Raw genomic sequence first — 22,165 nt, 5'->3', positions numbered from 1 at the left:
TAACCTCCTTCCTCTCTTACTTGTTTCGAGTAGCTGCGAATGCGACGTGTAGCTGGCTGAAAACGATGAGGAAGAGCATCAGTTCTACGATGATGCTGCTGACCAGTCCGCTCAGTAACAGCAGGCCGAGAAGAAACTGATTAATGTGGGCAAACTGCAATACGCAGTTTATAAGCAAGAAGAAGGCCGTACCTGCACCGCAAGAAATGATAACTGCAGGAAATTGATGACGGCTGTATTTACAGGCAATGCTGAAAGCAGTACCGCCACTATAGGTATGGATGACAAATTCAGGAATAAGCTCTTCTAACACACCGTTTAATGCCATGACGCATACCACAATGCTGAGCAGTGAGGCCAAGAGTGTGAAATCGATCTCCTTATGCATGATGAGCACGTTCTTCCACGTCATGCGAGGAAGGGGTTGAGGGTGAAGTGTGGCTTGGGTGAGTAATTCTTGTATGTGTTGAATTTTCTCAGGGTCTTGGGTAGAAATAACAGCTTGCCCTACTGGTGGGAGTTTTCCATCCAGGCCATGAATGAATTGATATGGTTCGCCTTGGAGAGAAGCATCAGGAGTGATGACTCCATTGATTGTCGAAATCGAGGGAGGAAGGTAAGGGTTTTTCTGCTTCTTCTCCCATAACTGTTGCGAATAACTTCCCTCAATAGCATAGGTTTGAGAGGGTTTCACTTTCTGAGCCCACGTGGTGGATTGAGGGTCGTATGTAATGATGCTTGGGCTGCCTTCTCCTTCTGCAGTAGCACTGATGAAGATGATCTTTTCTTGAGCTAAGTATTGCTGGAGTGCTATCAGTGCTTTTTCTTGTTGTTGTTTGCGTTCAAGGCTGGGATTATCCATTTGGGGAATTGACAGCCTCGTATATTCGCCGCGTATCCCCAGTGATTGATTATGAATATCAGTCACGGCTTGTGACACTGAAAACGCGAGAAAAGCGAGAATCAGTGAAAAGATAAAAGCGGATAACGAGGCTGTCAATTTCCTATGCATGAGATCGCCTTTCCGCAGGTGTGTTACTTCACCATAAGCACCGTTACTCAGGGAAGAAATCGATCTGATGAGAGAAGGACTTGAAGTTACACACCATGATACCGTACTTGTAATCGATTGATTGTGAAGATTATCAAGCTGGGGTATAGGCCGTCAGAAATGCGTTGGAATGAAGTGAAGAGAGATTAACAGAATCGAGAGAGGTAAATTCTCTGAAAGCAGTCAATTCCAAGAAAAAGGTGTGCCCTCGTGAGGAGAGCACACCGGGAAGCATGATATGAGCAACTGGGCTCATCGAAGCACGAATGGCTTACGCTTAGTGATAATCTGAAGCGTCAGTCAGCATCCTCATCAAGCTCGAGAGGGTCTTCGTCTTCTTCATCCTCGTCAGCGTCGGCAGGAGAAGATGCGTGAATCAGATCGATAGGAGAGGAGCTGTTCTTCCACGGCTTCTCCCAAGGATCGTACTCAGGGTTGTTCTGTTGGTGAACGTAATAGCACACCATTCCAGCCAAAGCTGCACCGAAGACGATGGCCAGGAACTTCCAGATTCCCGATGACTTCTTTTCCATAGTGGCTCCTTCGATTCAGTCGAAACGCTCAGCGTCTTGACTCCATCTTATGGCGAATAGCTGGGAAAAGCGAAAAAATCAGAAGAAACAGCGGACAAAAGGGGAGAAAAGGTCTGTTTTCCACAGGCAAATGAGTGATGACTTACTGCTGGGAGGCGAGCTTTGTAGTTCAGTCTTGTCAAGGCTATGTGCACAACTTCAAGTTTGTCCACATATGGAAGGCAAGGTGTGGATAAGCACTAGATCTTGTGTTTTGTTGATTTTTCAGAAAGAAAGCTGTGGATAACTTTACCGAGGAGCGCAGAGGCAGTGGAAAAGTGCACAAAGTTATCCACAGGTGTGGAAAACTCTGGTGATAAAGTACGGTCTTCTCAGTTAGAACATACGTTCTACGCCTGTAAGGCCTGGAATTTCAGGCAAGATCAGTGTGGATAAGTGAGCAGATACTGAATGACAGAGATGTGATTTATGCACAGGTGTGAATTGAAGTGTGGATAACTTCCTGAATCTTGTGGATAACTGTGTGTGGAAAACCACAGATGAACGCGTTCGCAACTCGCCGAGAGAACGCGCCGCTGAGGAAGTCTTGCTCATCACCAAGAACGCGTACGAAAGCGCGCTGACAACAGAAAAGAACTCTCGAGAGAAATCGGCTTGTGCCAGAAACAACTCATGAGCGAACGCGCAGAAGAGCAGTGAGAAAAATAAAAGCCAGACCCGAAGGCCTGACTTTCTTGTGCTGGTAACAGCACAGTGACAATCTTGAGAAATACCAGAGAGAAGGACGAGCTCAGTTCCACCACATGGTCATCAAGAAGCCAATGAGCATAATGACGAAACCAACGAGCAAATTCCAGTTACCGATAGCTGGGATGGGGTAGCCGACGCCGCCGGTGCGCTGAGTGTCGATGTAGTACACGACGACCCACAGCAAGCCCAAGATCATGAGGAAGCAGAAGAGCGGCACGAACCAGGAAGGATTCGTCTTCGCGCCCTTAATGGACTCCTCCACGCGCTTGTTATTTTCCTTTTCACGGGCGATCAGGCGCTGCATATTCTTCGGCAGATCCTTCTCATTGCCCTTTGCGTTCAAAAGCTTATCGACTTCGTTGAGATCAATCTCACCAGGCTCGCCCTGCTTGTCCTTACCTTGCTGGGCATCGCTGGTAGATTCCTCAGAAGCTGCTACGGCAGTTGCCTTCTCGGCCTCTTCGGTGCTCTTCAAGTCCTTCTTCTCAGCCATAGAGGCTCCTCCTTGTCCACTAACTCTCCCACTTTATCGACTAGAGTGGATTGCGTCGAGGTTTTTCTCCGCGAATTAAGGAGAAGTATGGAGCAACGAGGAAAGCATAGGCCACAAAAGCGCCGTCTGACAGCCCGAAGTGTGCAATCAGGCATCGTCCTTGCCCTCGTCTGTGCGGTGGTGGGCTGGCTTTTCGAAGTCAACGTGCAAGCCAATGGCTCCTCTCGCGTCTCCGAGGACACTGCTGGCCTGTTGCGCGGGCGAGAAAGCGAAGTTGCACACCTGCAAAAAGACGTCGATACATTATCCACCGAGATTGACACGCTGCGAAAATCACTCGGAGACACCAGCTCGAAGCCAGTGAAAAGCGAGGAAGACCAACGAAGCGTGCTCCCTGCCTTGAGCGGACCTGCCATCACAGTGACACTTTCTGACTCGCCACTGTGGAAAAACGCACAATCGGGCGACGACACTATCGGCGACCAAAACGTCAACGATTACGTCGTCCACCAGCAAGACCTCGAAGCCGTCATCAACGCCCTATGGGCAGGCGGTGCAGAAGCCATGACCATTCAAGGAGTGCGCGTCCAACAATCCACCGCCGTACGCTGCGTGGGCAACGTCCTGCTCCTGCAAGGAAAACAGTACGCTCCACCCTACGTAATCCGTGCCATCGGGCCACAAGCGCAGATGCAAGCAGCACTGTATAACTCAACCGCAGTGAAAATCTATTTGGAATATGTGGCTTCCATCGGCCTGGGTTGGAAAGTGAGCTTAGACGAGCAGCTGAACTTCCCCAAAACATCTGCCGCCACACAAGAGCTGAAATATGCGAGCGTTCTGCCGCAAAAGGATGCGGTGGAGAGCATATCGGGTGCGAATGTGGGTTCGGAAGAGAATATGGCTGGCTCTGGTGAGAGTACGAGTGACGGCACGAACGGGAGCGCGAGCAGCAACAGTACCGCTGGCCAGGCTGATAACCATTCATCGAGTAACAAAAAGAATTAAGCTGTACGCCGTAAACTTTCAGGTTCAGAGGTTACTCTGTGCCTATAAGTAACGGTGCCCAGAACGTGCCTATATGGATGTACCTATGAGGGATGTGTCTATGAGAGATGTACCAATGCGAGATGACGCCTCGCAGGCCGGTGGCTCGCAAGCTGACGGCGAACTTCCGTCGTTCAGCCCCGCGGGTCACGATTGGCAGACGAGCACGCTGCCACCTATGCCAACAGCTCCGCGGGCTCAGAGCATGGCCGCCGCGATGCCACCAAGCCATCGCGCGCGAAAGAAGGGACGCAACTGGTTCCTGGAAGGCCTGGGCTTTGTGGGAGAAATCTGCCTGACCATTGGCCTGCTCCTGGTAATCTATGTGGTTTGGCAGTTGTGGTGGACCGGCGTGGTGTCCGCGCAAAGCCAAGCCCAGCAAGTCAAATCCTTGAGCTGGACGGCGCCTGCCGTTACCACCGGCGGAAACTTCAAGATCGCCCAGCCACAAAAGGGTGACGTCCCCGTCGACCCGCAGCCAGCCTACGGCGATGTGATTGGCCAAATGTACGTGCCGCGCTTCGGCTCAACCTACCGATCTCTCGTCGTGCAAGGCGTCGGCCTCGACCAGCTCGCCCGCCACGGAGTCGGCCACTACACCGAAACCGTCATGCCAGGAGGGATGGGTAATTTCGCCGTCGCAGGCCACCGTTCCGGCTATGGTGAGCCGCTTGCCGATGTCGACAAGTTCCACAAGGGCGACCCGATCGTCTTCCGCACGAAAGACCACTGGTACGTCTACGAAATGGATAGCCACGAGATCGTCGACCCGAGCGAAGTCTCCGTCATCTACCCCGTGCCACACCAGGCGGGAGCTGAGCCGAAAGAGCGCCTCCTGACGCTCACCACGTGTACTCCGCGCTACACGCCGGGCTACCAGCGTTGGATCGTCTATGCGAAGTTCAAGTACTGGGCTAATGTTTCCGACGGCATCCCTCAAGAGCTCGCCTCGAAGAGCTCGACTGGCCAAGTTTCCTTCACTCAAAGCTCGCCAACGACTGCTGCTCAAATTCCTTCCACTGGTGCGTTGCTGCTCTACCTGATTTTGGCTCTGATCAGCGTCATCCTTGCCGCTGCCTTCACCTGGGGTTGGCCAGCTTTGCGTCGCGACCGTGAGATCCGCGCGAACGGTGGCAAGCCAAACCACGCGCTCTCCCTCTACGGCCTGCTGTGGCGAGTGCTGCCCGGTATCCGTTCGGTGCGCCTGCTTCAGCTGGTTTTGATGCTTCTGATCGTGGTGGCCGTGATGTTCCAGTATGTGTGCCCGTGGCTAGTGCAGAACGTGCCTTACCTGCAGCTGATGAGCAACTACTCCAACATCTCGGGTGGCGCGATGTAGTCGCTGGGGCGGAAACCGCATTTCTTGAGATTATCAGCGTTAGTAGCGAACGAAAGAGGGGCTGGCATCGTCTGATGCCAAGCCCCTCTTTCATAACTCTCAACTCAGTGGTGCTAGGTTATAAGCCGCCTTGAGTGTTTCTGGTGCTGCCGGCGTTCTCCAGTGCTCTGATGCCAAGCAGCTCACTTCTCGGCGTTCTGAGCGACCGGTGCAACTGTGGTTTACTCGCCGGAGTGTGAACCCGACTTGTCTGCGGAATTATTATCGCCCGTCTGCGGCTGGCCGTTATCCACAACTGGCTTCGAACCGAAGACGGTAATGGTCGAACCCTTATCCACCGTGCCACCGTTGGTGATGTCCTTGCCGTTAGCGTCCGTCACCTTCACGTGAACATAATCGGACTGTGTACCGTTCGCCAGCGTCACCGTCACACCACGGTTCGCGAGCATATTCATCGCATCAGCAACCGTGGAAGCGGAGGCCACTGATGGCAAGCTCACCTGGTCAGGGCCAGAGGAAATCACCAGAGTGATCATCGACTTCTGGTCCACCGTGTTACCTGCAGCAGGGTCCGTGCTAATCGCAGAATCCTTCGCAATATCCGAGCTGGACTGGGTTTGAATGGTCAGCGAGAAGCCCATATCAGTCAGAATCTTCTGAGCCTCATCCTTTGGCTTACCCGACACATCCGGAACCGTCGTCCTACCCGTAGAAATGTAGAGAATGATCGACGAGCCCTTCGGCTGCACAGAACCGATCTTCGGGTCAGTTCTGGTAATCATATCCTTCTCAATAGTCGGGCTATCCTCCGAAGTGGTCGAACCCACCACGAAACCAGCCTTCTTCAAAGCTGCTGTTGCCTCAGCCTGGCTCATTCCTTGAACATCAGGAACAGCAGACTGTGCCGGCCCAGCAGAGAACCAGACCTTCACTGTCGAACCCTTCTTCAGCTTGGTGTCACCCTGCGGCGACTGCCTGGTGAACATGCCCTTCGCCTTCGAAGAATCAGTATCCTGCTCCGCCTTAAACACGAAGCCGGCCTTCTCGACGAGCTGCTTGGCTCGCGCCTCGGTCATATCCTCCGTGATGGTTGGCACCGTGCCAATCTGAGCCTCAGAATGGTGAATGAGCTGGATAATGCCGAAGGTGAGAGCGAGAAGAGCAATCAGGCCCGCAACAACAGACCAAATGATAATCTTCTTTTTCTTAGCCTGCTTGGCGCGAGCTTCAGCGCGGCTTGGCTCAGCGTTACCCACCGGCTGGGCGCCAATACCCGTCGTATCAGTAAACGGGTTAAACTGCTGGGTTGCCGGGCCCGCGTCAGCCAAAGCGGCCTGCGTATTCGGGTCGAGAACGGCAGTGCGATCGCCCAAAGGCTGGTTGCTCATCACGCGCAGAATGTCGTTCTTAAACTCAGCGGCCGTTGCGTAACGGTTCTGACGCTCCTTAGCCATCGCGTTCGCAACAATCTGGTCCCACACGCGAGGCAGGCCAGGAACGAGCTGGCTTGGCGGGGTGGCCGTCTCCGAAACATGCTGGTAAGCAATAGCCACCGGAGAGTCGCCGACGAATGGCGGGCGGCCGACGAGCATTTCATACAGCACGCAGCCGGCAGAGTAGAGGTCGGAACGCATATCGACCTCTTCGCCACGAGCCTGCTCAGGGGAGAGGTACTGAGCCGTGCCCACCACACCTTGCGACTTGGTCATCGTGGTAGCGGAATCGTCCATAGCGCGCGCGATACCGAAATCCATGACCTTGACCACACCCTGGTCGGAGATCATGATGTTACCCGGCTTGATGTCGCGGTGCACAATTCCCATGCGATGCGAATACTCGAGGGCGTTAAGCACGCCGAGCATAATCTGCTCAGTGTCGTGAACGGAGAGCGCGCCGTTTTCCTTGAGAATATCGCGAAGAGTCTGGCCCTTCACATACTCCATGACGATGTACGGCACGTTATGCGTCTCGCCGTCGGCATCCTCAACCAGTTCCTCGCCCGTATCGTAAATAGAGACGATGTTGGGGTTGTTGAGCATAGCGACAGAGTGCGCTTCACGACGGAAGCGAGAGAGGAAGGTCTTATCCTCAGCAAAGTCCGCGCGCATGATCTTGATAGCAACCTGGCGGCCCAGACGGGTATCCGTTCCCAGGTGCACTTCTGCCATGCCACCGTGACCGATGGAAGCACCGACGGTATAGCGACCTTGTGCGAGCTCGGTCGGGATCTCTTGATTCATCTCTGACCTCCAGTTTCGCCTGTTCTCTCTTTAGAGTAGCCTGCCCTCTCTCCAGCCTGTTGGGAAGGCTCCACACTACTCAAACGCTTGCTATTACTTGAATTTTGCCGATTTTGCGGGGGTATAACCTGCGCATTTTCCTCGCCAGGCGGTCCAACTATCACATTTTTTGACCATGTTGGCTTGCTGGTAATCACACGCCGGTGAGGTTGACGAGTTTCTTGAGATTTCCACTGCGCCATATCACCGTCGTTCCTGCTCTCCCCTGCGACAGAAACCTGAGGAATCGGCGGAACGAAAGGCGTTCTCGACACCGCTTGAGAGCGAACGCCACTGAGCGAGTCACTCGGCGGGGCCGGAGCCAAGGAACGCGAATCGGGGCTCGACACAAACGGGTTGGAAACCAGCGGGTTAACCTCAAAGGGCACAGAAACATAAGGGCTCTGCCCACGCTCCAAATTTGTGCGCTGGGAGGCTTCCTGCTCGTCAGAAGCGTTGGGCATATTGTCAGAGCTGTCACCCAAAGAGTTAACGAAGGGGTTGACCAAGCTCAGCCGGCCAGCAGAAGCAAAGGTGGACTTCCACGACGAAGCGGGGGAGGAAGAAGGCGCAGAGGTGCGTGCATGCGCAGCTGGTGACACAGAATAATCCTCTTCACCATTTTCCTGGCGGATCAGGCGATTTTCGATCTGTGACAATCTCGTGGCAACCGAGACGGCTGTAGCAGGGCGCTTATGAGGGTCCTTCTCCAGCATCTGCATCACATACTGCACGAGTTCCGGGTCAAGGTCGTGAGGAAGCGGGGGAACAGGGTCATTCACCTGGGCAGCAGCAATATCCACCGGCGTCGCACCAGTGAAAGGACGATGGCCAGCCAAGCCCTCATACAACACGACTCCCAACGAATAGATGTCAGACTGTGGGCTTGCATGCTCGCCCTGCGCCTGCTCCGGGGAAATGTACTGGGCCGTGCCCACTACCATGCCATCCTGGGTAATCTGAGCCTGATTAGTCGAATAGCTCACACCAAAATCAGTGATCTTCACCAAACCCTGGTCGCTGACCATAATGTTGCCCGGCTTGACATCGCGGTGAATGACGCCATGCGCATGAGCCAAGTGAAGCCCGCGAGCCACCTGCTCAATAATCGGCAGCAGCTCGAGAGTAGGGATGCGCTTACGCTCCTTGTAAATGTCGGCCAGCGAGCGAGCGTGCAAGAATTCCATGACGAGGAAGCCAAAGTTGTCGTGCTCGTAGTACTCGAAAAGGGCAGCGATGTTGGGATGCGCGAGATTAGCAGAATTATGAGCCTCTGTGCGCAAGCGTTCGAGACGAGAAGAATCGTTAATCAGATCGGAGCGCAGAGCTTTCACTGCAACCTCATGGTTGAGAACCATGTCAGTAGCGCGCCACACTTCGCCCATACCACCCTTGGCAATGCGCTCGTCGAGGCGGTAACGTCCGTGGATAATCTGGCCTTCAATCAGTTTCATTTGAGATAGGCCTCCATCAGACTTTTCATAATCGGACCAGACGTGTCGCCGGCAAGCGAGGGAATATCCTGCAGCCACACGCACACAGCAATCTTAGGGTTATCAGCTGGAGCAAAACCAGTAATCCAACCACTGACGAATTGATTTCTCGTTCCCGACTGCGCAGTACCCGTCTTCGCAGCAACCTTCACCCCAGGAATCTGAAGGGCAGGCCACGCGGTGGTAATCATGCCTTGCATCATCTCATTGAGCTTGCTTGCAGTATCTGAGCTGAACGGGTGGCTCAAAATCGACGGCGACGTTTGCGAGATAACCGACAAATCAGAGCTTCTCACCGTATCGACCAAAGTAGGACGCATGAGCGTACCAGAATTCGCCACGGCAGCAGAAACCATCGCCATTTGCAAAGGAGTCGCAACCGTGTCGCCCTGACCAATGCTTTGCAAAGCTAATTTATCATCGCTGACGGGCTTCGGGAATTGCGACTTCACCGACTGGTACGCATTCGAACCCGGGCCGCGGTCAATGCTAATTTGCGTGCCGAAGCCTAACTTGGTGGCAATCTCGTTGACCTTGTCATAACCCAATTTCACGCCTAACTGCGCAAAAGCAGTGTTTGACGACCACGCGAAAGCCTCACGCATCGGCATCTTTCCATCAGCGCGGTACATCCACGTTTCCGCATTTGTCAGCTTGTAGTTTGTGCCAGGAAGAGTCCACTCTAAAGGTGCAGGAATAACGCTGTCCGGGTTGTATTCTCCCGATTCAAAGGCAGCTGCAGAAACGATGATCTTAAACATGGAACCTGGAGCGCCCACCTGAAGCATCGCATTGTTATTCAACGGGCTCGGAGAGACGCTGGCAAGATTCGAATAGTTCTGAGCAGCAGCCTTCGTATCATGCGTGGCAAGATCATTCGGATTGTAGCTGGGCATGCTGGCCATGGCCAAAATACGTCCTGTCGACGGCTCGATTGCCACCACAGCGCCCGTTTTACCTTGCAACGACTGGTAAGCGAGATTTTGCAGTTTGGTGTTGATGCTCGTTTCGATAGTCGCGCCTTGGTTGGCTTGACCAGTAAAAGCAGACTTCAACTTTTGCAACCACAACGAATCAGTTTCGCCCGTCAGCAGCGAATTTTCCGAGCTCTCAATGCCTTTACCGGCGCGCGAGACGACGGAAAAGTAGCCAGTGATAGGCGCATACAGTTCAGGCTGCGGGTACTGACGCTGGTATTGGAACGCATCCTTCGACGGTACTGATTGCGCCAAAATAGTGCCATCAGACGCCGTGATTGCTCCACGGGGAACAGCGAACTCGTGGTAGAGGGCTCGTGTGTTTCTCGCGTCGGCGTTGAGCTCGTCAGCGCGGAAAACCATGAAGCTTGAGGTGGACACCACCAACACGAGGAAGAGGGCAATAACGGCAATAAAAAGCTGATGCAATGAACGATTCATGCCTTTTCCTCCTCTCCCAGATTATCAGCGCGGTTCTCTCCTGCTTGTTGAGCTGCCTCTTGAGCTGCATCGTGTGCGGCTGGCGTCAAAGGTGACGTTGCCGGCGCGACAGGCTGCATTGCGGATGCGACAGGCTGCGTGGCAAGCGTTTCAGGAGTGGAAGGTGACGTTGAACCGGCTGACGCAGCAACCGCAGCAACCGCTGGCTGGTGATCGCGCGCCTGGCGGGCAGCGCGAGCTGCTAATTGCTCTTGCAACTTCTGAGCAAGAATCGTGTCCGGATCATAAATCTGAGAATCTCGAGGCGTATTGGCATGAGAAGAGATCGCCACCACAAGCGAGGCCAACAAAATGTTCGCCATCAGCGACGAGCCACCAGCAGCAAGGTACGGCAAGGTCAAACCCGTCAAAGGAATGACCAAAGTAATGCCGCCAACAACAGTAAACACCTGGAAAGCCATGGAAAATGCTAATCCTGCTGCCAAAAGCTTGCCAAACCCATCGCTCTGAGCCATGCCAGCAGTAAAACCACCAGCAATAATCACCAAATAGAGCACCAAAATGAGGAGCAAACCGAGAAGCCCCACCTCTTCACCCAGCGAGGTGTAAATAAAATCAGAATTTGCAAACGGTGTAATGGCAGGGTGACCATTGCCCAAACCCGTACCCAACATGCCGCCAGAAGCCAAACCAAACAAGCCCTGAACAACCTGGTACGTACCGCCATACTGACGCTGATAGAGAGCAGGATCGAAAGGATGCAACCAAATGTTCACACGGTTAGCAAAGTTCGAGAATACGCGAGCAGCCACCACAACACCAGCCATGAAAGCGACAAAACCAATCACCAGCCACGACTTACGCCGAGTAGCAACAAAAAGCATGCCCACAAACATGGCAAAGAACATCAACGACGTACCCAGATCATGCTGAAGCACCAAAATGCCTAAGCTGACCACCCAGACTACAGCAATCGGCCCCAAATCGCGCATACGAGGCCAGCGCACGCCCAACACTTTCTTTCCGCCGACAGCCAGCTGATCCGAACGATCAAACAAATACGTCGCAAAGAAGATCGCCAAGAACAATTTGGCAAACTCAGCAGGCTGAAGGGAGAACGGACCAAAGTGAATCCAAATGCGAGCACCATTGATCTCTCGACCGATAACAGGCAACTCCGGAGCGAGCAGCAGCACCAAACCACACGCCATGCACACGTAAGAAATACGCCGCAAAATACGGTAATCACGCAAGAAGAAGAGCACAACAATGGCAACAGCTGTCGACACCGCAAGCCACATCATCTGCCGCTGGCCTGAATTCGATGAATAGCCCAAGGTGCGCTGAGAATAGTCGATGCGCGTAATCTCGGTGATGCCAATCAGCGCGAGCAAACTCATAGCAGGAATAATCGTGCTCGACGCATATACATGACGAACCTGGATTACCACCTCGAGTACCACCAACAGTGCAATATCAATGCCCAGCGGCAGCCAGTACTGACGCGGAACTGTGCCCGTCACACGCAAGGACATCTGCACGAAGGCGAGCAGGCCGATGGCGATGGCCGCGAGCAGCAGCAGAATATGGCGGGTGCGCAGGCCGGCCAGTGAAGTGACCTTGTTGGCCGGCTTAGCGCTGGCTTTGGCGCTGGTGTGAACGCTGGCTCGCCGAGCGGCAGCATCAGCGGTGTGCGATCGACGGCTCATGCTGCACCTCCGTCTTTCGAGGTGTTCGCTTGGCTTTCGAGGTTATCCTTCGGGTTTGCGCTGCTGGCCGACGTCTTCGAATCTGAGCTGTTCGAGTCGCTGGAGTCCTTGGAGCTATCCGCCTTCGCCGCGTCCTTCGCAGCATTCTTGGCCTCCTCAGCCTCCTGCTTCTTCTTTTTCTCCTGCTCCTTGGCCTGCTGGCTGATCTTGAGCGCGCGAGCCAAAGCATCCGCTTTGTTGTCCGCCTTCACGCCCTTACTCAACTGGGTCTGCCAATCTCGAGGCAAACTCGACACCTTCGTGTCCGTTTCTTCTTCGAGACGGTTCAAATTCAAGCCGAAAACTTGGGTAGGAACGCCCTGGTAAATGGCGATTTTGCCGTTGTTCATGCCCACGTACCATTGCGACATGGCCCAGTGGGTGAGCAAGGTTGCGCCACTGGCCAGCGCAGCTAGCACCATACAGATTGCCACGACCCAAGCGATAATACGACGCTGCTTCTTCTTCGCAGCGGCCGCTTCCTGTGCAACCTCCTGGGCTTTGCGCTCGCGGGCAGCACGCTTGACGGCTGGGTCAGAAGGGTCGGCGGTAATCGTGCCATTCTTCTTCTGCACGATCGGAATTTCGCCGGTATCCGTCATCTGCTCGTCGGCGGCATCATCACTGTGCGTCGGCTCGACAAGAATTTGGTCGTCGCTCAGCTGGCTTTCGCTCACGGGCTCGTCACTCACTTTGTGTGGCGCAAGATTATCACCGTGCTCACTCGAAACCGCATCAGCGTGAGGCGCAGCCGCCTCATCAGCAGGCGAAGATGCGGGTGCAGGAGAGGAGGCGGACTGATAATCTGGAGCGTCACCTTGAGCCAAAAGAGCAGCCTTTTCTGCCGGCGAAGACTGCGACTTGAGCTTTGGAGCAGTGGCAACCGGGCGGTGAACCACGTCGGCAATGGAATGGATGCCAGCCTCAGCAGCACCAGCCACCAGAGGAACCTGCAGGCCTGCGTTGGGGTTGAGCAAGCTCCAGTTCTCGCGCGGAGCATACTGGGCGTCAGCAACCACGGCAGTGACGTTATCGGTAGAGCCAGCCTTCAAAGCGGCGTTGACGAGCAGCTGCGCGCACTCTTCACGGTCAGGGGTGGAGAGCATGATTTCGCGAATCGTCTCATCTTCCAACGGGCCGCACAAGCCGTCGGAGCACAGCAGCCAGCGGTCGCCAGCCTGGGCACGACGAATGGAAATATCAGGGTGAGGGTCGATGTCAAAATCGCCCAGAACGCGCACCACCACGTTCTTTTGCGGGTGATTGCGGGCCTCCTGCTCGCTGATGCGGCCGGTGTCGACCAAATGCTGAACGTAAGAGTGGTCTTTGGTGACGCGGATGAGCTGGTTGGAGCGCAGCAGGTAAGCGCGAGAGTCGCCAATATGGGCGAGCACCCACCAGCCGCGAGTCAGCGCAACCGTGTCAACAGTGGTTCCCATGCCGGCGAGCTGGTGTTCCTTTTTCGCGCGGCCCACAATGGCGTCATGCGCGGCGAGGATCGACTTTTCTAGCGTTTGCGCCATGGAGAGCACGGTTCCGTGATGTTCGCTGCGTTCGATGTGAGCAAGCGTGCGGATGGCGATGGTCGATGCGGTGTCGCCGCCCGCGTGGCCGCCCATGCCGTCAGCCATGGCGATGATGCGCGAGCCGGCGAAACCGGAATCTTGGTTGTTGGCACGCACGTAGCCGACGTCGGAGAGGACGGTGGAAAGAAGCCTGAGTTTTCGTTCTGCCATGCGCTTACCTCAATTCGAAGGTGGTAGCGCCGATGCGAACCGGCACGCGGGGCCTGAGAACTGCGCGCCCCGGCATTCGAGATTCATTGATGTACGTGCCGTTGGTCGAACCGAGGTCCTCGACAACCCATTGGCCTGATTGAGGGTCCTGGCAGACGCGGGCGTGATGGCCGGAAACGTATTCGTCGTCGAGCACGATGGTGTTGTGCGTGCTGCGTCCCAGCGTGATGTTGCCTTGGTCAAGCGGGAAGGTTGCGCCTGCGTGCGGCCCGTCGATGATGACGAGCATGGTCGCGGCTTGGCTAGGCATGGCGGAGCGCGCTGTCTCCTTGGTAGTGGTGGCGCTCACGAGATGAGCAAGAGAGTTGATGTCGCCAGCGGCACCGGAAGCTGCGGCTTGTGCGGAAGCTGGGCTGCCTGCTGCAGGTGATGGAGTAGTTGGGCTGCCTGTGCCTGCTTCGTTGCTTGCGCTTGCTGGAGCGGGAGCAGGAGGCATCGGTGTGCGGCCAAATGGCTGTGGAATAGCGTGGTGAAGAGCAGGGGAATCCAGCGAATCAGCAGGATCAGCGCTCGGGTTAGCAGTCGGGTTGCTTGCGCTGGCTGGATTTGTTGCACCGGTTTGACTGGTTGCACCGGCAGAAGGAGTCAGCGGGAACTGAGAAGTTGCTGCAGGCTCCGATTCACCAGACTGATAATCTTGCGCCCCAGGCTGAGAAACAGGCTCGTTTCCGGGCTGAGAAGCGAGCGGAGAAGGCTGTTGAGCAGCGCTTTTGCCTACGGAAAGCTCGGAAAGTTCTGGGTTTGCCGAGTAGGAGTCGCCCAACAGCGGCTCGGGCGTGCCAGGGGTGAGAGGCCCACCGCCAGCCATCGGTGCCACAGGCTCGCTGGCCAGAGATGAACCGGCTACAGGGGCCACAGGCTCTCCCGCCACAGGAGCTGCCGCCGCATTCATCGCGTCGAGGGGGCTTGCGGGAGTAGGGCGCAGAGGCGCTTGAGCAGGCATCACGGGGACTGCGCGACGACGACTGCGCTGCTTGCGCTCCAAACCCTCTGTCACGTCACGATGCAGTGAGCGCACAGCGAGCCATACGAAAATCCACAAGGCGATTAAAAAACCGTACTTGAGGATGGCGAAAGTCAGTTCAGTCATGCAGGTATCTTCTCAGTAAAATCAGGGCTTTTGCGCCACAAGCTTTCAGTTACGAGGTTCTGAGCCTGCCCAGAATAGCATGCGAGTACGGCCGATCGTGATGGTATTGCCATCGATCAGGCTTGCAGCAGGAACGAGGTGACCCTCCACATAGGTGCCGTTGGTCGAGCCCATATCGCGAGCCACCACATGCTGAGGGGTAATTTCAATCTCAACATGGTGACGGGAGACGCCCGGGTCATCAATGACGATGTCGCAATCAGAACCGCGGCCAATCACCGTCTTTGCGGCGGTCAGCAGGTATTGACGGCCCGAGATTTCCAGTACAGGGAAGTCGCGTGGGCTGGACTTATCGTCCGTCACGGGTGCGATCTTACCCTGAACAACCTGCGAGCTGACCTGCGGGCGGCCTTGTGGAATATCGGTGTTCTCTTCGAAAATCACCACGACAGGCCCGGAGAAGGAGTAGTGCTGCTGCTCGGCGTAGTTGGTCAGCTTGTCGGAAAGCTCGTTGGCAAGGGCTTCCGCACCCCACTTGATGACTTGGTCGAAGTCAGGAGTGCTCATGGAAAGGCGATACTCGTTCGGAGCCATCGTCTTTTCTTGATCAATTTGCGTGGCCTTGTCGTTAATCTCGCGCTCGAGCAAGCGCATCAGATCAACAGGCTGAATGTTCTTTGAGCCGAAGCGGGAGAAAACGGAATCAACGGTCTTCTCAATCTTGCTCTCGAACCCATCAAGAAATCCCATGATGCCTCCGATGCTGAAATTCAGGTGGTGCGCCTGAATGCGTCACGTTCACTACCTAGTTCACTACCTACTGGTTTTAGAATACCGTTTTTATCAGCCAAAGCACGAGATTTTCAGGCTGCGAGAGGCTCTTGTGTACATTTTGACCACTTTGTTACGCACTTGTTCCGTGCTTCGCAGTGTGCTGGCCCGCCCGCCGCCTTGCGCGGGCTTCCTGTTTCGCTCTTGTGACGAAGTAGCCGGCGGGCAAGAGTTTTTGATAATCTGGAGAAGTATGTCAGGCGGCGCCGATCAGCGTCGCTACGAATGATGACCGCGCAACGAAAATGGTGCGAGGTTCTCAGCCGTAACGCTGAGGAATACCTATGATCATGTGCCTTTTCGTTGACTACTCCGCGGCAAACCAGAGGGAAATTGATGACCTCCGAATCTGATGTGACCTATAAGCAGACAGGTGAGCTGGATCGCGATCCTTCGCTTATGGCCTTTGACGATGTTCAAACGGCTCTTCATACTTCCATGGCGAAGGGTTTGAGCAGTGATGAAGCGGCTCGCCGCTTGGAAAAGTTCGGCCCCAATAAGCTCAAGGGTAAGCCTCCTGTTCCCAAGTGGAAGAAGTTCTTGCAGCAGTTCCAGGACCCCATGGTCTATTTGCTGATTGCTGCAACGATTATTTCTTTCATCGCCTGGATCGTGCAAAATAACATGGCTGGCGGGGAGAAGGAAGCTGTTCCTGTTGACGCTCTCGTCATTATTTTGGTGTTGATCGTCAACGCAGTGTTGGGCTACCTTCAGGAAGCCAAGGCGGAGCAGGCTGTAGATGCTCTGGCTCAGATGACGCAGCCGACATGTGCGGTGCTGCGCGATGGGCATATTCAGCGCATTGATACGGCTGATCTGGTTCCTGGCGATATTCTTGTGCTCTCCGAGGGCGACACTATTCCTGCGGATGGCCGTTTGTTCCAGGTGGCGAGCTTGCGCGTTGCTGAGGCGAGCTTGACGGGCGAATCGGTGCCGATTGCGAAAGCTCCTGCAACCTTAGAGAAGGCTGCAAGCTTGGGTGATCGCAAGAACATGATCTTTAACGGCACCTCAGTGACCCAGGGTACCGGTCGCGCGATTGTGACGAGCACTGGCATGTTCACTCAGGTGGGCAAGATCGCCGACATGCTCAACCAGGACGAAAGCGGCGAAACTCCTTTGCAAAAGGAGATGGCTCGCGTCTCCAAGCTGTTGGGTATCGCCGTTATCATCATCGCCGTTTTGGTGATCGCAGTTCTCTTCTTCTCGCAGGGCTTCCATTCGTTTGAAGATGGAATTAACTCGCTTTTGTTGGCAGTTTCCTTGGCTGTTGCTGCTGTGCCAGAGGGTATGGCAACAATTTTGACTATCGTTCTGGCTTTGGGCGTGCAGCGTATGGCCCAGCATCAGGCCATCGTGCGCAAGCTCAGCTCGGTGGAAACCTTGGGTTCTGCCTCGGTTATTTGCTCGGATAAGACGGGCACTTTGACGCGTAATGAGATGACGGTGGAGACGATTATTTCTCCGTCAGGACGTACTCATCTCACTGGTACTGGTTACGCTCCTGTTGGTCAGCTCACCGATTCTCAAGGCCAAGAGATTAGCAATGACGATGTGTTGCGTCACGAAGCTCGCGTTGTTCTGGGCGTGGGATCATTGGCTAACGACGGCCACCTGGTGAAGGCGACCGACGAAAAGGGCAAAGACGAGTGGAAGAGTGAGGGTGACCCTACTGAGGTTTCCGTCATTGTTGGCGCTCGTAAGATCGGCGCTTACCGTGCTGAGCGTTTCCATCGCGTCGCTGAAATTCCGTTTACCTCGGAGCGTAAGCGTCAGTCGGTGGTGATGGCAGATGACTCTAATGATGGTCGTCTCCGCGTGTTCGCTAAGGGTGCTCCTGATGTTCTTCTCGACTACTGCACGCGCATCGCTGTGGGCGGTCAGGTTCGCCCGATGACAGAAGGTGACCGTCAGGACATTATCGCTTCGGTGGAGGCCCTCTCTTCTGAGGCCTACCGCACCTTGGGTATGGCGTACCGTCCGTTGGGTGATGCTCGCTCTTTGGATGAGATTGAAGGCGCTCACATCAACGCTGCTGGTGATGCTGCTGAGCTTTCCGAACATCCTGAGATTATCGAGAAGGACATGATCTGGGCTGGTATGGTCGGCATCATTGATCCTCCTCGCACTGAGGTTCGCGCTTCTGTCGCCCAGGCTCACCATGCCGGCATTCGTACCGTCATGATCACTGGCGATCACCCGCTGACTGCAGCTCGTATCGCTACTGACTTGGGTATCGCTCAGCCTGGTGAGCAGGCAGTAACCGGCGCTGAATTGGATGAGTTGGAAGGTGCTGCTCTCGATGCGAAGACGGCTCAGGCTCATGTTTACGCTCGTGTTGCTCCGGAACACAAACTCAAGATTGTCAAGAGTTTGCAACGTCAGAACAATATCGTTGCCATGACTGGTGATGGTGTGAATGATGCACCTGCTGTGAAGTCTGCTGATATTGGTGTTGCTATGGGCATCACGGGTACCGAGGTGACCAAGCAAAGCTCGACCATGGTGTTGGCTGATGACAACTTCTCCACCATTGTTGAGGCGGTGAAGGAAGGCCGTGGAATTTTCGATAACATCAAGAAGTTCCTGCGTTTCCTGCTCTCCTCCAACATGGGCGAAGTGTTCACCGTGTTCGCTGGCGTGCTGTTGGCCGGTTGGATTGGTTTGCGTGAAGAATCCACATCAGGCATTGTTGTTCCGCTCCTCGCGGTTCAGCTGTTGTGGATTAACCTTCTGACTGATGCTGCACCTGCTCTGGCTATGGGCATGGATGTGGAAGGCGATGAGGTTCTCAACCGTCCACCACGTAACGTGAAAGACCATGTGATCGACGCAGAGATGTGGGGTGACATCATCTTCGTGGGCATCATCATGGCTGCTGTCACTTTGCTCGGTATGGATCTGTACCTGCCAGGTGGCTTGATTAACGATTACGCCTTCAAGCCTGCTGCTAAGGCATATGACCTTGAACTGGCTCGTACGATGGGCTTCACCATTTTGGTGTTCACTGAGCTGTTCAACGCTTTGGCATCGCGTTCGGGTGAGGAATCCGCCTTTAAGCGCATGTTCACTAATAAGTGGTTGTGGATGGCATTGGCCCTCTCGCTCGTGTTGCAGATGGCCGTCATTTACATTCCATGGTTGAACACTGCCTTTGGTACTGTTCCGCTGCCATGGCATTCATGGTTCGAGGCCTTCGCTCTCTCCTCTGTCACTTTGTGGCTGACCGAGTTGAGAAAGGTGTTCTTGCGCGCTCGTTCGCGCAGGCGTGCAGCCAAGGCTGCTGTGACGAAGTAAGTGCTGCTAGGTGCAGTTACTCGCTGAGCTGATGAGGACCGGAAGCAATTGCCTTCCGGTCCTTTTTGTTTATGCTGAGCAACGGAGTGATAATCTGCCTGCAAGAGGCTGAGCCCAGCCAGTTTCCCCTCGCCACTACGAGAGTGGGAGAGCGAGAAGCTGGGCGAGAGAGCCGGGCGAGAAGCCGGGCGAGAGGAGAGACGATGGTCAGTGCACGCGGTTCGTACAAGCAACCCGATGGCAAGCTCATTTCAGCGACGATTGCCGCGGAAAGCCTGGCAACGCCCGTCATCAGCGAGGTGAGTTTCGACGGCGACTTCTTTGCCGACGACGATCTCGGCGGTGACGCCAGCCTCACCCCTGTGGAGCACGCACTTTCCGGCTTGCCCCTCACATGGAGCCTTCAAGATTATCAGGAACGCATTGCAGCAGCCATCCCTGCCAATCTGCATCTGGAAGGCACGGATGCGAGAGCTTTGGCACTGGCTGTGCGCCGAGCAGCGGGAAAGCTTGTGGGCGAACAGGCTCAAGAGAGTGTGGCGAGTGAAGCGGGCACAGGAAAGAAGCCTGGCTTGCCTCAGGATGCTTTCGATACTGGTAATCTCACATCGTCAAACTTGAGCTGGGACGAGCTGAAGAGGCGCTGGAATTCCCTCGATTTAGCCATTGTTGAGCCGCAGACTTCCGCCCAGCAGCCTTTTGAGCCCGCGATGCAGATGGCCGTCGACGAAGTGATTGCCGAGCGGACCAGGAAGGGCGAGATGCCGGCGCTGATTCGCTTCTGGGAGTGGGCAAGCCCGGCCGTGATTATTGGGCTTTTCCAGTCGCTGAGCGCAGAAGTCAACATGCAAGCGGCTCGTGAGCGCGGAATCACAGTGGTTCGGCGCATTACCGGCGGCGGGGCAATGTTCGTCGAGCCAGGCAACACGATCACCTATTCGCTGACTGTTCCCCGTGACTTTATTGAAGGTTTGAACTCTGAAGATGCGTACCGCCTGTGCGAGGCGTGGGCGATTGGAGCGTTGCGAAGCGTAGGAATTAAGGCCGCGCACGCACCTTTGAACGATGTGGTGAGCCCGGCTGGCAAGATCGGTGGCGCTGCGCAGAGAAGGTACCCCAAGAGTGAAGCGGGAGCTGGAGTGCCGGGTTCCGTGTTACCGGGAGCGGTGCTGCACCACACGACCATGGCTTACGACATCGACGCGGTTGCCATGACGCAAGTTTTGCGACCACACCAGGAAAAGCTTGCCGCGCACGCGGTGAAGTCTGCCGCGAAGCGCGTCGACCCGATGAAAAGCCAATCAGGTATGAGCAGGCGCGAAATTATGGAAGCGATGGCCCGTTACGCACATGAGTTCGTTCCGGGTTTGCGCTCATACCAGCTGCCCGAAGATGTGTTGAAAGAGGCTCGCGAACTCGCGCAGAGCAAGTACAGTAATCCTCAGTGGACCGGCCGAATCGCGTGAGCGTTCGCTCAGCAGGCCGCGCGCGGAAGCTGAGTGAAGGCGGTTGCGGAAGTTTGATGACCAGCGAGGAGTAGGTGTGAGTGAAATGAGTGAGCAGGTGAGCAGCCCTATCGTCGGGCGCTTCGCACCCAGTCCCACAGGGCGCTTGCACCTCGGTAACATCGCAGCCATGCTGCTGGCGTGGCTGGCCGCCCGAGCAGCTGGCGGATCTATCGTTTTGCGCATTGAGGACATCGACTACGAGCGCATGATGCCCGACGCAGACCGCTGGATTATGGATGATCTTTCCTGGCTGGGATTGGATTGGGATGGTGAACCAATCTGGCAGTCGCAGCGCACGGAGCTGTACCGCGAGGCGATGAAACAGCTCATAGAGTTTGATGTGAAACAATTGCCTGCATTGGGCTCGGATCGCTTGATTTACCCGTGCTTCTGCTCGAGGGCGGATATTCGCGCGGCCAGCGCGCCTCAACGCGGGGATGGTTTCGTGATTTACCCAGGGATCTGTCGACATTACTCCCACGAGAGCGGCGGAAGGCTCACGCCTGACGGCGAGCTCGTGGCAGACCCGCGGCCTGCAGCTCGCCCGCGCACAGCGCGAGAAATCCGCAAGGGCATCGCTGGCGAGCTGCGGCAACACAGCCTGCGCATTGCTGTGCCGACCTCGAGCACATGCCCGGAAAGCGTGGTGAGGTTCACCGATGTTTTGTGCGGGGCACAAAAGTGGAACCTCACCACGGATGTGGGGGACACGATTGTCAAACGCGCAGACGGACATTACGCCTACCAGTTTGTCGTTGTGTACGACGACCTCGCCCAAGGGGTGAATCAAATTGTGCGCGGGCGCGATCTTGATCGCTCTACCGCGGTGCAAATCTGGATTCGTCAAGCTCTTCTCGCCAGCAATGCTGTTGACATGCCGCATTCGAGTTCGGAGAACGGTGAGAGTGATGTTCGCTCAGAAAGCGAGCGTGGTGAGGTCTTAGCGCGCGTTGAGAGTGGTGCGAACGGTGAGAGTGATATGCGCGAACAGGCAAGCCCTACGGCGAGAAACCCGCAATATTGGCATATTCCGCTGCTGACGGATGCGGCAGGAAAGCGGTTGGCCAAGCGTGATAAGGACCTCGAACTGGCCACTTTGCGATCCAAAGGGGTTAAGCCCGAAGCGGTGTTGGGCTACATTGCTGGGATTTTGGGCATCGGGGATGGTCAAGATATCAGTGCAGATGATCTCGTGAAACAATACCGATCCTTCCAAGCTGAAAATCTGGCGAAAGCGTTGCGCCAAGCGGGAGAGCAGGACCGCACCGTCGACCCAGCCGACCTTGAAGTGCGCTTTTCCATCAGTTTGTGAGCAACACGATGTGAGGGGTGGAGCCGTCGTGGCGACACGGGCTGTGTCGGCCCGTCGTGTGGATGAAGGCGAGTTTGGACCGTCGTGGCGAACAAGATGGTGTGCTCCAGGCGATGGAGACGGTTACGCGCGGTAGGCCTCATTTCGCCGGCGCTGCCACTCATCCGGCGCGAAAAGTAG

The 22,165-nt window shown here is 55.4% G+C and carries 14 protein-coding genes and 1 pseudogene; 5 read left to right on the top strand and 10 right to left on the bottom strand.

Annotation, left to right across the window (positions count from 1 at the left end; genetic code table 11):
- Nucleotides 1-16: 16 nt before the first annotated feature.
- The 3 genes from AEAE_RS05500 to crgA form a co-directional block, all read right to left on the bottom strand.
- Nucleotides 17-1,012, bottom strand: coding sequence for a hypothetical protein (locus AEAE_RS05500; RefSeq protein ID WP_094690159.1), 996 nt, complete (start codon nt 1,010-1,012; stop codon nt 17-19).
- 335 nt (nt 1,013-1,347) lie between these two features.
- The gene (locus AEAE_RS05495; RefSeq protein ID WP_094690158.1) at nt 1,348-1,584 is read right to left on the bottom strand and encodes a hypothetical protein; all 237 of its coding nucleotides are present in this window, start codon (nt 1,582-1,584) and stop codon (nt 1,348-1,350) included.
- A 790-nt stretch (nt 1,585-2,374) separates the two neighbouring features.
- Nucleotides 2,375-2,827 carry a cell division protein CrgA gene (gene crgA, locus AEAE_RS05490; protein ID WP_094690157.1) on the bottom strand — a complete coding sequence of 151 codons (453 nt, stop codon included), beginning with the start codon at nt 2,825-2,827 and terminating at the stop codon, nt 2,375-2,377.
- Between the two features lie 87 nt (nt 2,828-2,914).
- On the opposite strand from crgA, the gene AEAE_RS05485 reads away from it, so the two are divergent.
- Together AEAE_RS05485 and AEAE_RS05480 are read left to right on the top strand one after the other, a co-directional pair.
- On the top strand, nt 2,915-3,835 hold the full coding sequence (locus AEAE_RS05485; protein ID WP_094690156.1) for a DUF881 domain-containing protein: 921 nt from the start codon (nt 2,915-2,917) through the stop codon (nt 3,833-3,835).
- Nucleotides 3,836-3,935: 100 nt separating this feature from the next.
- Nucleotides 3,936-5,213: a class E sortase gene (locus AEAE_RS05480; RefSeq protein WP_158520534.1), complete on the top strand. Its 1,278-nt coding sequence runs from the start codon at nt 3,936-3,938 to the stop codon at nt 5,211-5,213.
- A 221-nt stretch (nt 5,214-5,434) separates the two neighbouring features.
- On the opposite strand, the gene pknB is transcribed toward AEAE_RS05480, so the two are convergent.
- The 7 genes and pseudogenes from pknB to AEAE_RS05440 all read right to left on the bottom strand — a co-directional run bounded on the left by pknB (nt 5,435) and on the right by AEAE_RS05440 (nt 15,787).
- Nucleotides 5,435-7,453, bottom strand: coding sequence for a Stk1 family PASTA domain-containing Ser/Thr kinase (gene pknB, locus AEAE_RS05475; protein ID WP_094690154.1), 2,019 nt, complete (start codon nt 7,451-7,453; stop codon nt 5,435-5,437).
- A 593-nt stretch (nt 7,454-8,046) separates the two neighbouring features.
- Nucleotides 8,047-8,946: pseudogene (locus tag AEAE_RS06955) on the bottom strand (serine/threonine-protein kinase); the annotation flags it as partial.
- A complete protein-coding gene (locus AEAE_RS05465; protein WP_094690152.1) occupies nt 8,943-10,403 on the bottom strand; it encodes a peptidoglycan D,D-transpeptidase FtsI family protein in 1,461 nt (486 codons plus the stop codon). The gene AEAE_RS05465 and the pseudogene AEAE_RS06955, both read right to left, overlap by 4 nt.
- Nucleotides 10,400-12,013 carry an FtsW/RodA/SpoVE family cell cycle protein gene (locus AEAE_RS05460; RefSeq protein WP_420809208.1) on the bottom strand — a complete coding sequence of 538 codons (1,614 nt, stop codon included), beginning with the start codon at nt 12,011-12,013 and terminating at the stop codon, nt 10,400-10,402. Before AEAE_RS05460 ends, AEAE_RS05465 begins: the two co-directional genes overlap by 4 nt.
- A 95-nt stretch (nt 12,014-12,108) precedes the next feature.
- A complete protein-coding gene (locus AEAE_RS05455) occupies nt 12,109-13,887 on the bottom strand; it encodes a PP2C family protein-serine/threonine phosphatase (RefSeq protein ID WP_094690150.1) in 1,779 nt (592 codons plus the stop codon).
- A gap of 4 nt (nt 13,888-13,891) precedes the next feature.
- Entirely contained in the window at nt 13,892-15,037 is a 1,146-nt protein-coding gene (locus AEAE_RS07090; protein ID WP_420809197.1) for an FHA domain-containing protein FhaB/FipA, read from the bottom strand.
- A gap of 45 nt (nt 15,038-15,082) precedes the next feature.
- Complete coding sequence (locus tag AEAE_RS05440; protein ID WP_094690149.1) at nt 15,083-15,787, bottom strand: FhaA domain-containing protein; 705 nt, start codon at nt 15,785-15,787, stop codon at nt 15,083-15,085.
- Between the two features lie 417 nt (nt 15,788-16,204).
- On the opposite strand from AEAE_RS05440, the gene AEAE_RS05435 reads away from it, so the two are divergent.
- The 3 genes from AEAE_RS05435 to AEAE_RS06835 all read left to right on the top strand — a co-directional run bounded on the left by AEAE_RS05435 (nt 16,205) and on the right by AEAE_RS06835 (nt 21,985).
- Nucleotides 16,205-19,165, top strand: coding sequence for a cation-translocating P-type ATPase (locus AEAE_RS05435; RefSeq protein ID WP_094690148.1), 2,961 nt, complete (start codon nt 16,205-16,207; stop codon nt 19,163-19,165).
- Nucleotides 19,166-19,368: 203 nt separating this feature from the next.
- Nucleotides 19,369-20,631, top strand: a complete 1,263-nt coding sequence (locus AEAE_RS06945) for a lipoate--protein ligase family protein (RefSeq protein WP_158520532.1) — start codon at nt 19,369-19,371, stop codon at nt 20,629-20,631.
- Nucleotides 20,632-20,716: 85 nt separating this feature from the next.
- On the top strand, nt 20,717-21,985 hold the full coding sequence (locus tag AEAE_RS06835) for a glutamate--tRNA ligase family protein (protein ID WP_244569659.1): 1,269 nt from the start codon (nt 20,717-20,719) through the stop codon (nt 21,983-21,985).
- The last annotated feature ends 180 nt before the right edge of the window (nt 21,986-22,165 follow it).

The sequence above is a fragment of the Aeriscardovia aeriphila genome (genome assembly GCF_002259595.1).
Taxonomy (GTDB): domain Bacteria; phylum Actinomycetota; class Actinomycetes; order Actinomycetales; family Bifidobacteriaceae; genus Aeriscardovia; species Aeriscardovia aeriphila.
This window is presented reverse-complemented; position numbering and strand designations above follow the sequence as displayed.